Origin of the sequence: Polyangium sp. 15x6, from assembly GCF_029960785.1 — a bacterium.
In the GTDB taxonomy this organism is placed as follows: Bacteria; Myxococcota_A; Polyangia; order Polyangiales; family Polyangiaceae; genus Polyangium.
Genome location: NZ_JASBQE010000057.1, coordinates 67,242 through 77,265, shown reverse-complemented (window position 1 = coordinate 77,265; position 10,024 = coordinate 67,242). Strand labels below are relative to the sequence as shown.

The 10,024-nt window shown below is 67.2% G+C and carries 9 protein-coding genes; 5 read left to right on the top strand and 4 right to left on the bottom strand.

Translation table 11 applies throughout. The features are described 5' to 3' along the window. Nucleotides 1-253: 253 nt before the first annotated feature. Together QHF83_RS33360 and QHF83_RS33355 are read right to left on the bottom strand one after the other, a co-directional pair. Nucleotides 254-1,225: a hypothetical protein gene (locus QHF83_RS33360; RefSeq protein ID WP_282422052.1), complete on the bottom strand. Its 972-nt coding sequence runs from the start codon at nucleotides 1,223-1,225 to the stop codon at nucleotides 254-256. After that, nucleotides 1,225-3,768, bottom strand: a complete 2,544-nt coding sequence (locus QHF83_RS33355) for a TonB family protein (RefSeq protein ID WP_282422051.1) — start codon at nucleotides 3,766-3,768, stop codon at nucleotides 1,225-1,227. The genes QHF83_RS33360 and QHF83_RS33355 overlap by 1 nt, the downstream gene beginning before the upstream one ends. A gap of 350 nt (nucleotides 3,769-4,118) precedes the next feature. Between QHF83_RS33355 and QHF83_RS33350 the strand changes: the two genes are divergently transcribed. Genes QHF83_RS33350 through QHF83_RS33335 form a run of 4 tightly spaced genes read left to right on the top strand, consistent with a single transcriptional unit; the run spans nucleotide 4,119 to nucleotide 6,920 of the window. Then, nucleotides 4,119-4,841, top strand: a complete 723-nt coding sequence (locus QHF83_RS33350; protein ID WP_282422050.1) for a MotA/TolQ/ExbB proton channel family protein — start codon at nucleotides 4,119-4,121, stop codon at nucleotides 4,839-4,841. Next, the gene (locus QHF83_RS33345) at nucleotides 4,841-5,290 is read left to right on the top strand and encodes a biopolymer transporter ExbD (protein ID WP_282422049.1); all 450 of its coding nucleotides are present in this window, start codon (nucleotides 4,841-4,843) and stop codon (nucleotides 5,288-5,290) included. The genes QHF83_RS33350 and QHF83_RS33345 overlap by 1 nt, the downstream gene beginning before the upstream one ends. Nucleotides 5,291-5,300: 10 nt before the next feature. Next, the gene (locus QHF83_RS33340; RefSeq protein WP_282422048.1) at nucleotides 5,301-6,194 is read left to right on the top strand and encodes an energy transducer TonB; all 894 of its coding nucleotides are present in this window, start codon (nucleotides 5,301-5,303) and stop codon (nucleotides 6,192-6,194) included. A gap of 60 nt (nucleotides 6,195-6,254) precedes the next feature. After that, nucleotides 6,255-6,920, top strand: a complete 666-nt coding sequence (locus QHF83_RS33335; RefSeq protein ID WP_282422047.1) for a hypothetical protein — start codon at nucleotides 6,255-6,257, stop codon at nucleotides 6,918-6,920. Between the two features lie 40 nt (nucleotides 6,921-6,960). Here the strand turns inward: QHF83_RS33335 and QHF83_RS33330 are convergent, their stop codons facing one another. Both QHF83_RS33330 and QHF83_RS33325 read right to left on the bottom strand, forming a co-directional pair. After that, on the bottom strand, nucleotides 6,961-7,854 hold the full coding sequence (locus QHF83_RS33330) for an SDR family oxidoreductase (protein WP_282422046.1): 894 nt from the start codon (nucleotides 7,852-7,854) through the stop codon (nucleotides 6,961-6,963). A gap of 87 nt (nucleotides 7,855-7,941) precedes the next feature. Next, nucleotides 7,942-8,865: a LysR family transcriptional regulator gene (locus tag QHF83_RS33325; RefSeq protein ID WP_282422045.1), complete on the bottom strand. Its 924-nt coding sequence runs from the start codon at nucleotides 8,863-8,865 to the stop codon at nucleotides 7,942-7,944. A 574-nt stretch (nucleotides 8,866-9,439) separates the two neighbouring features. Between QHF83_RS33325 and QHF83_RS33320 the strand changes: the two genes are divergently transcribed. Next, a complete protein-coding gene (locus tag QHF83_RS33320; RefSeq protein WP_282422044.1) occupies nucleotides 9,440-10,009 on the top strand; it encodes a sugar O-acetyltransferase in 570 nt (189 codons plus the stop codon). Nucleotides 10,010-10,024: the final 15 nt, after the last annotated feature.

The following is a 10,024-nucleotide window of genomic DNA, read 5'->3' as shown; positions in this document are numbered from 1 at the left end:
CGGGGTGGAAGAACTGCGCGATGCGCAGTTCTTCCAACGGGCCCGTTGGACCGCGTTGCCGATCGAAATGGCAGTGCGGCCGTCTTGATTGGCAGGGTCGTGGCTGGTCTTGAAACGGCCTGTTCGATGAACTGCGCATCGCGCAGTTCATCGACCCTGGGTCCAGCGCTTGCGCTGGTCCGGGTGCAGGGGCGGATAGCCCCTGCTGGGGCCTGGGGCAACGCCCCAGCGCGGCGGCCCAGGTGAGTGCTCCTCACTGGATGTGGAATGGGACTTCGAGCCAGGCGAGGCCTCCGCGGTTGTCGCGGACCACTGCGAAAAGCATCTCCTCGCCTGCGACGAGGGGGGCTCGGAGGTCGGCGGCCGTCGTCCCTACTTTGCCGCTCTCCGGATCGTAGAGTAGACGCGTGGAGTTCACCTGGCCTCCCGTGATGTAGTAATCGACCAGGATCCTCTCCTTGCCCATCTCGCCGTCCGGGGTGCGGTAGCTGGGATCGGGCTCCTGGCTCGCTTCGGGGACCGAGATGTCGACGGGCTTTGCGGGGCACTGGTCGAGCTCCGGCATCGTGCAGTGATCCATCGTGATGCCGCCCGCCGGATCGACTGTTACGCCGTCGAAGGTGAGGTGATCGATCACGGGATTGGAATTTGGGAGCATGGGGAAGACGAAGACGCGCGAGAACGTGAACATGAAGTCTTCGGGGCCGAGCTCCTTCCGCTCTGCGTCGAAACAGCTGAATGGGACGGCCTGCGGGCCCTTCCCGCGGGCGCCGACGTACTCGACGTGCCCGGCGCACGCCATGTTGAAGACGACGAGCGTTTTGTAGAACGGCGCGCTCCCGGGCCCGGGTGGCCCTGGCATTCCGAGCACGTCTTCGGGCACTTCGAGCGAGAACGACGTCCCCTCCTTCAGGAGCGGCGTGAGGTCTTCGCCGCGCGAAAACGTTCCCGCAAAGGCGGGATAACATTCATAGGGCGCGCCCTCCTCCGGGTCGGTGCAGACGGTCGGGATCCAGAACACCCGCATGGGCTGCGCCTTCTCCTTTCGCCCGTCGAAGGCGAGCACATCGAGGTTCACCGTGTCTCCGGGCGTCGCGTAGGGCTTGTCGGCGCGCGTCGCGAGGATACGCACGCTCGCCACCTCGTTCTCCGGAGCGAAGTCGGGAAAGTTGCAGCCCGCTGCCCCGAAGATCCAGACAGCCCCCATGATCCAGGCGTTTTTCATCATAACTCCCCGCGCAGCCCCAGGCTCGGTAGGATGGGCAAGCCGCTCACGTAGGACGACTGGGTGTAATCGTAGTTGTAGGCGATCCCCTCGGGGTTCTGGTGATTGTAGATGTTCTGGATATCGATGTAGGCCGAGAGCTTCCACGACTTGAAGGTCCATGTCTTGTCGAAGCGCACGTCGAGCTGGTGGAAGAACGGGAGCCGCGCGCCGAACGGCGGATACGCGGTCGCCGCCTGGAAACTGCCGGTCGTCGCGTCGTAGGCGCCGCGGATCGTGGGTGTGTAGGGGTTGCCCGAGACGAGGCGGAAGCGCGCGCCGAGCCGATACCCGCGCCCGAAGTTGTAGCTCCCGATCGTCGTGAGGACGTGCGTCTGATCGTACTGGGAAAGGGCGGACGGCCCCGATGGTTCGGGGCGGCGCTCGCTCCTCGACAGGGTATAGGCAATCCATCCGAAGAAGCGGTCGTCGGACTTGTAGCGCAAGAGCCACTCGGTACCGTAGACGGCCCCCGCCCCGACGTTCCCTGCCCCGTCTGAAACCAGCCTGTCGAGCTGCTTGTAGAACGCGTTCACGGAGAGTTCCACGCGGGGGCCGAACTCCTGCTCGAATCCGACGTCGTAATGCACGGACCGGTTCGATTTGAGGCCCTCTTGACCGAAGACGGGGTCGGTCTCGAGCGGCCCCGGCGGCTGATAAAAGATGCCGGCGCCCGCCTTGAGCGCCGTGCGCGGCGAGCCGCTCGTCAGCTCTTGCCTCAAGTTCAAGCGTGGAGAGAGGTCCCAGCTCTGCGTCGAGCTGGTGTAATCGAGGCGGAGCCCCGGCACGATACGCATCCCCCGCCACGGCATGATCTCCCATTCCGTGTACATGCCGCCGAAGAGGCGATTGCCCGATTGTGTCGTCTCGATCGGCACGTCCTCGGGTCCGCCCGCGGGGACCCCCGGCGGGCGGGGACGCGGAAAGCGGAGATGCAGGTCATAGGGGCTGTAGATCATGTCGATCCCGACGTTCGCGCGGACGGACCGCATGACCTTCTGCGAGACCTCCGCGCGCCCGCTGATCGGGAGCTCGGTCGTCGTGAAGCCCAGGGCGCCGAAGCCGATATCCATCGAATCCTGCCCGACGGCGGCCGTGACCTTGAGCTCCGTGCTGTCCGTGAGCTTGTGCTCGTAGCGGGCCTGGAGGCGCCAGAAGCTCGTATGGGTGCCGATGCCGGTGAAGCTCGTGGCCCCGGCGTTCGGGTTCTCGTTGAAGATCTCGAGACCATCATCGGACCCGAAAAACAAAAGGCGTAGCGACGCCCTCTGACCGAAGTCCTTCTGAAGCATGACCTGGTAGTCGTAATAACGCGGCGCCGTCGACACGCCTGCGCCGGCGGCCGTGAGGACGGGGCCGAGCCAGCCGTCGAACCACGAGCGGCGGCCGGCGATCAGGAATCGCACGCCCGTCTTCGGGATCGTCCCCTCGACGAGGAGGCGGGCGTCGATGAGATCGAGCTGCGCCATGCCGTGCAGCTGCCCGTCCTTCTTGGGATCACGTATCCCGACATCGACCATGCCGCCCATCCCGCGCCCGTACACGGCGCTGTAGTTCGCGGGATAAAAGTTGATCTTGTCGAGCGCCTCCGTCGGCACCACGGAGCTCAGGCCGCCGAAATGGTACACGATGGGCACGGGGGTGCCGTCGACGTAGGTGATCGTGTCCTGCGGCGCGGACCCACGAACGATGAGCTGGCCACCGAACGGCGGCGGCCGCGCGACGCCGGGGAGGTTTTGCAGCGACCGCAGCGCATCCCCGTTCGTCCCTGGAATGAGCGCGATTTCTTCCCTCTTCAGCGTGCGTTTCGTCACCTCGCGGGGCGGGCGCTCCCCGCGGACGACGATCTCCTGAACCGGCGGCTCGTCTTCGCCCGTCGCGCCATTCTCCTCGGGGGCCTTCGCGGGCAAGAGCCGCAAGACGACGCTGGTCTCTTCCCCGGGGGTGAGCTCTTCGTCCGCGGATTGGGGATCATACCCTTGTGCAGCGACGGTGATGTGCGTCGGGCCGCTCGTCACGTCCTCGAGGGTCCAGGATCCATCCGCGGCCGTCTGCGTCGTGTGCTCGACGCCGTCGGCGGTCCGCACCGTGACGCTCGCGGAGGCGATCGGCGAGCCTTTCGTCTGGCGCTCGACACGTCCTTTGAGCTTGGGCGGCGGGGGCACGAAGACGTAGCGGAACTTGATCCGGGCCGGGATGTTCTTCTCATTGCGCCGGGCCGGTTCGAATACGAGCTTCTCGGCCGAGGCGACGGCAGCCTCGTCGAATCCGCGGCCCTGGGGTGCTTCGACGGTCGCCTTGCGAACCGCCCCGGATGCGTCGATTTCGAGGATCAGGACGACCGTCACTTCCTCGAAAAACCGCTCTTTCAGCGCTTGATCCGGATACTTCACGCCAGGGTCGGTTTTGAGCCGCGGCGGGACGACGACCGGTTGCGGCGCGGAGGCGCCGCTCGCGCCAGGCGGCTCGTCGGGCGCCCCCGCGAGCGCGTCCCATGAGGCCAAGGACGTCAGGAGGAAAGCGACGGCAGCGCCGCGCCGGAGTGGATGGTCGAAAAGAGTAGCCAAGGTTCTCGGCGCAAAGATGCACGCGTGGCCGCCACGTGGCGCTTCGATCCGACGAGCCGTCGGATCCCTCCGACGAAAACCTCCCCTCGGACCACGAGCCACGAGGACGCTCGTCGCTCGCACCACGAGGCGAAAGCAGGGCGAGCGAAGGCGTTTCGTCCTTCGCGTCAGGCCCCTCGTCGGCGTGATCCCGCGGCTCGTCGGATGAGCGTCGCGCTCCGCCCGCGAGCCGGCATAGGAAAGAGCCGGGGGCGAAAAGGCACTCGCTTGGAAAGGCTTGACGGAAGATGAATCTCATCGAGTGGCTGCAGCGCATCATGGTCGGCTTCGGCGCAGCCTGGGTCATGTGGCTGATGATCGGCCTCAGCGTGATCAGCGTCGCGATCATCGTCGAACGCGCGTGGTTTTTCTGGTCCCTGCGCGACGACGTCGTGGTGCTCGCGCGTGATCTGCGCAGAGGCCTCCTCGACTCGATCGAGGCGGCGCAGGAGCGCATGGCCGCGTCGCCCTCCGCCGAAGCGGCCGTCGTGAGCGCGGGGCTCGTCGAGGCGCGCCGCGGCCCGAAAGCCGCGGAAGAAGCCATGGCCGGCGCGCTCGCGCTGCAACGCATGAAGCTCGAAAAGCGCCTCGCTTACCTCGGCACGCTCGGCAACAACGCTCCGTTCATCGGCCTCTTCGGCACCGTCATCGGCGTCGTCGGCGCGTTCGACGCGCTCGGCAAGGCCGCGGACAAGCCGCTCGCGGAGGCCGCCTCCGCGGCCATGGCCCCGCAGCAGGTCATGTCGAGCATCGCCGAGGCGCTCGTCGCCACGGCCGTCGGCCTCGCGGTCGCCATTCCAGCCGTCGCCGCGAACAACTACTTCCAGCGGCTCATCAGGTCGACGATCGCGAACACGGATGCGCTGACGCGCGTCCTGCTCGCGCACCTGCATGGCGAGAAGGAGAGCGCGGTCGAGAAGGCGGCGAAGAAGGGCGAGGACGAGGTAGAGTCCAGCGAGGAGGATGGCTGATGGCCGCGTCGAGTTCGAGCAACGAGGACAACATGGTCGAGGGGATCAACGTCACCCCCCTCGTCGACATCACCCTCGTGCTCCTCATCATTTTCATGGTGACGGCGAAGATCATCGTGTCGCAGGCCGTCCCGCTCGACCTGCCGAAGGCCTCGCCGGGGCAAGAAGTGCAAATGGTCTTCAGCGTCGAGCTCCGCGCGAACGGGGACATGGTCATCGATGGCAAGAAGCTGCCGAACGACGAAGCCGCGCTCCCGCTCGCGAAGGAGGCGCAGGCGAAGACGCCCGATCTGCGCGCCGTCATCCGCGCGGAGCAGACGGTCCAGCACGGCCGCGTGATTCACGCGCTCGATGTGCTCAAGCGGGCGGGCATCACGAAAATCGCGTTCGGCGTGACGCCCGTCGCCGTCGACGACGGCAAGACGCCGCCCGTCCCCGCGACGCCATGAGGTGAAAACAATGAGCTCGGTAGCAGGTAAACTCGACACCCCGTACGGAGGGGCTGCCGAGCAGCGCCGTGATCCCCTCGCGCACGTGGTTCGCCTCGGCCATCGCGCAGGGCAGATGGGCATGGGGATCGGCCTCGTGTTTGCCCTGACGTCCCACGCGTCGGTGCTGGGGATGATGTCGCTCTTCGACACGCGTCGCGCCATCGGCCAGACGAGCCCTGTCGAATACGACATCGCTCTCCCGCCCGAGGAAGTGGAAAAACCCAGGCCCGCAGAAAAACCCCCGGAGCCTGCGCCCGCGCCGGAGCCCGAAGCCCCGCCGCCCTCCGCGCCGGTGATCAAGGAGAATGCCCCGCCGAAGGGGGCCGAGCCCGAGCCGCCGCCCCCACCCACGCAAGCGGCGAAGGTGCTCACGCAGGAGCCCGATCCGGAAGAGCCCGTCGACATGACGGGGCAAGGATTCGTCACGGGCAATGGCGCGGGGCCCGGGTACGGAATGGTGTCGGCCGCGGGGACGGGGTCGGCGCCGACGTACAACAAGGGCGCTTCGCTCGACGGCAAGGAAGGCGGCAAAGGAACGGGGCCGGGGCCCGCGACGCCGCCGGCGCCCGAGGGGCCCGATCTGTCGAAGGCTCCAGGGCTCGCCGGCAGCTCCGCGTGGGATTGTCCCTTCCCGCCGGAGGCCGACGCGGAGCAGATCGATCAGGCCGTCGTGTCGATCGTCATCACGGTGCGGGCCGACGGCACGCCGCAATCCGTGAACGTCGTGAACGATCCGGGATATGGCTTCGGTCGCGCAGCACGTCTCTGCGCGCTTTCGCGCAGGTACACGCCCGCGCTCGATCGATCGGGCACGCCGAGGGTCGCCGCGACGCCGCCGATCCGCGTGCGTTTCACGCGGTAGGCGGTCTCCCGCGCGGAGGATTTGCTCTCGGCCGCACGACTCTTTCCCAACGGGTGCGAGATGGTTTACGTTCGTACCATCCGCATGAACTCGAACGCGCTTTCTTACACCGCTCTGGCCTTGGCCTTCGCCCTCTCTCTCCCCTTCGCCGCTTGCTCGTCCGAGAACGGCGGCGATGACTCGACCGGAAGCGGCGGCTCCTCCTCTGCCGTGTCCTCGTCCTCCGCCTCGTCGTCATCGTCGTCGTCGTCGTCCTCCTCGTCGTCTTCGTCCGGAGGCGGCCAGATTCATATCGACCTGTTCGCATGCGGCGTGACGACGGACTGCCCGCAGATGAGCATTCACCTCTACCCGGAGCCGGAGCCGGCCCTCATCTGCGCCGCGAAGCTCATCGTTTCGAACGAGCCGGGCGTGCTGAGCGCCATCGAGGTGCCTGGTCCCCACTTCTTCGAGACCGAGCGGCTCATCATCCTGCAGGGCGACGGCAAGGCCCTGGTGCAATCGCGCCATCGGGAATGCGAAATCGGGAGCTGTCCCAATCCGGTTCCGTGGGAGCCTTCCTCGGCGCATCAAATCTGCGACGTCGTCCTCGGGAGCGACGTCGCGGCAGGCTGCGCGGCCATGGACGACATGACGTGTCGGTGGTCGCCGTGGGGCCCCGGGAAGCTCGAGAACTGCATGGACGTCGCAGACTGGAGCTGTGACGACGTCGCGGCGGCCCTCTGATTGCCGTTTCGCGAGCATACTCCGCGACGCCGTGTGGCATTCAGGCCTTCGGAGGGCTCGCGAGCGCGGCTCGGTTTGCCACGAGGAACGCGCGGACCGACTGCGGGGCGCGGCCCGTGAAGCGCTGCACCGTGTCCGTCACCGTTGCAAGATCACCTTTCGCGATGCCCTTGTCGAACGAAGCCAACGTCTTCGCCATCGGTTCGGGCATTCCGTGGTCGGCCATGCCCTGCACGAGCGCCTCAATTGGGACCGAGACGTGCTCGATCGCCCGGCCGAAGACGTCGCTCGCGAGCGCCGCGAGCTCTTTGCTCGTCAGCGCCGCGGGGCCAGTGACGTCGAGCGTGCGTCGCCCCTTCGCGCCGTCCCCAAGCGCCGCTGCCGCCGCACGCGCGCAATCGTCCCGCGTGACCCAGGCGATCGCGCCGTCTCCGCGCGCGTCGACCAGCTTGCCCGATGCGAGCGCCGGCGGAAGCCACACGAACAGCATGTCGGTGTAGAGGTTGTTGCGCAGGATCGTGAAATCGAGGCGGCTTCCGGCGAGGGCAGCCTCCGTCCCAGCGTGATCTTCCGCAATGAGGATCGGCGATCCAACCGGGTTCGGCAGCGACGTGTAGACCACGTGCTCGACGCCCGCGGCCTCGAACGCGCGCACCGCTGCCTTTTGCTGCGCGAGCCGCCGGCCCGGACGATCGAGGGAATCGGTGCTGATCAAAAGCGCACGGCCGACCCCGCGAAAGGTCTCCGCGAGGCTTGTTTCGTCGTCGAAGTCGGCGCGGCGGACCTCGACCCCCTTCGCGACGAAGTCTTTCAGTGAATCGGGCGTGCGGGTGGTCGCGACGATCGGGCCGACCTTTTGCTCCAGCAAAAGTTCGAGGACACGGCGACCGAGGTGCCCCGAGGCACCCGTGACGAGAACGGCGGAGTTGGACATGCTGGCCTCCTGAAGACGGAGGCTACGATCGCGCGACTCTCATAACAATGATTGAGTATGGGAATCTTTGGTGCATCCACGCAACAATCAGCGCTCGGCATCGTCAGGGCCCGAGAGCGGGCGCTGCCGGAGCATCTCGGCCACGAGCTCGCGGAACGCGGTGACCTTCGGGGGCAGGTGCTTGCGGCCCGAGTGCACGAGGTAGACCGTGCCGCTGTACGCGAGCCAGCGCGGCAGCACGCGCACCAGGGTGCCCGCAGCGACGTCCGCGTCGGCCATGAAGGACGGCAGCGAACCGATCCCCGCGCCGGCTTTGATGACCTCCCGGAGAAACCACATGTCGTCGCCCGTGACGCGCGGGGTCACGGACACGGTCGCCTTCGAGGTAGGCCCCGAGAGCAAAAGCGGGGGAACGCCTCGAAATGCAATCCAGTCGTGATCATCGAGGTCGGCCGGCGCGCGCGGCGCACCCCTCCTCGCAAGGTACGACGGCGAGGCGTACAGGCGGATGGCGAGCGTTCCGACCTTTCGGGCCACGAGCGTCGAATCGCGGGGCCGCTTGCTCCAGACACGGAGCGCGAGATCGATGCTCTCTTTCACGAGATCGACCACCGTGCTCGTGAGGTGCGCCTCCACGCGTACGCTCGGATATCGCACCGAAAACCGCGCGATCGCCTCGGCGAGCACCATCGCGCCGAGGTCGACCGTCGAGGTGAGCCGCAGCGTGCCCGAAGGGACCGTCTCGCGCTCCGGCAAATCGGCGAGCGATGCCTGGAGCGCCTGAAGCAGCGGCGCGACACGGTCGAACAACGCGGCGCCCGCCGTGCTGATGGAGACCCGCCGCGTCGTTCGATGGAAGAGCGTCACGCCGAGCGATTCTTCGAGCACGGCGACCGCGCGGCTGACGGTGGAGCGCGGAACACCGAGCCGCGCGGCGGCCGCAGAGAAGCTGCCTTCGACGTGGACGGCGACGAACGCGCGAACGAGGTTCAGATCGATTGTCGCTCCCATGCAACGATGAGGCTTACACGTGTCGATTGTTCGCTGCAAGCTGAGCTGCGTCCGCTTCCGCGTCCTTCGAGGGCTTGACTTGGGCGAAGGTTCCAGCGTTTCCTACTCCCCTCATCAAGTCGCGTACCCATGCCTGGGAGCAAAGCCGCCATTCCGATCCTCCCCATCGCGATCGCCGCGATCGCCGCCTGCTCGGCCAGCAAAACGGGCGCACCCGTTCCACCAGCAACGACCTGGATATTCACAGACGGGCTCGCCTGCGATGGCGCATATGTCTGTAAACGCAAAGGCGCATCCGACGCGACAATCGCCGCGCGGATCGTCTTCCGTCGTGGCAAAGACGGCGTCTGCCGAACGAGGGGCGCAGAGGTCGACGAAACCACAGGGCGCCTTCGCCTCGACGAAGACGACGGAATCGAGCGCCGGATCCGCACATCCCTCGCCGACGGTCCGCCGGAGCCCGAGGCGATGGTCTGCGCCCGTTACATCATGCCCGACCCCTGAACCACGCGCGGCTCGGTTCGGACGACGTACGGGCATGGACGGGGACCGGGCATGGCGCTAGGACACACGCATGTCCGAGCGCGAACGCATGCTGGCCGGAGAGCTTTATCGGCCGGACGACCCGGAGCTCGTTGCCGCCCGCTCCCGTGCACGTCGCCTCAGTCGGGCCTACGACGAGGTCCCGGAGGACGAGCCCGCCCGGAGGCGCGAGATCCTCGACGCGCTCTTCGGTACGCTCGGCAGCGGGGCGTTCATCGAGCCGCCCTTCCGGTGTGATTACGGCGTGAACATCCACGCCGGCGACGGCCTCTACATGAACTTCGGCTGCGTCCTGCTCGATTGCAATCGGATCGACATCGGTCACCGCGTGCTGCTCGCCCCGGGCGTGCACATCTATACCGCGACGCACCCGCTCGACGCGGCCCTGCGGGCGTCGGGGCGCGAGCTCGCGAGGCCGGTGCGCATCGGCGACGACGTGTGGCTCGGGGGCGGCGCGATCGTGCTGCCGGGGGTCACGATCGGCGACGGTGCGGTGATCGGCGCGGGAAGCGTGGTGACGAAGGATGTCGCGGCGGGGTGGGTCGTGGCGGGGAATCCGGCCCGGCCGATCAAGCGGGTGGATGAGAATGGCGCGAGGTGAGGGCGCGCCGCGGCT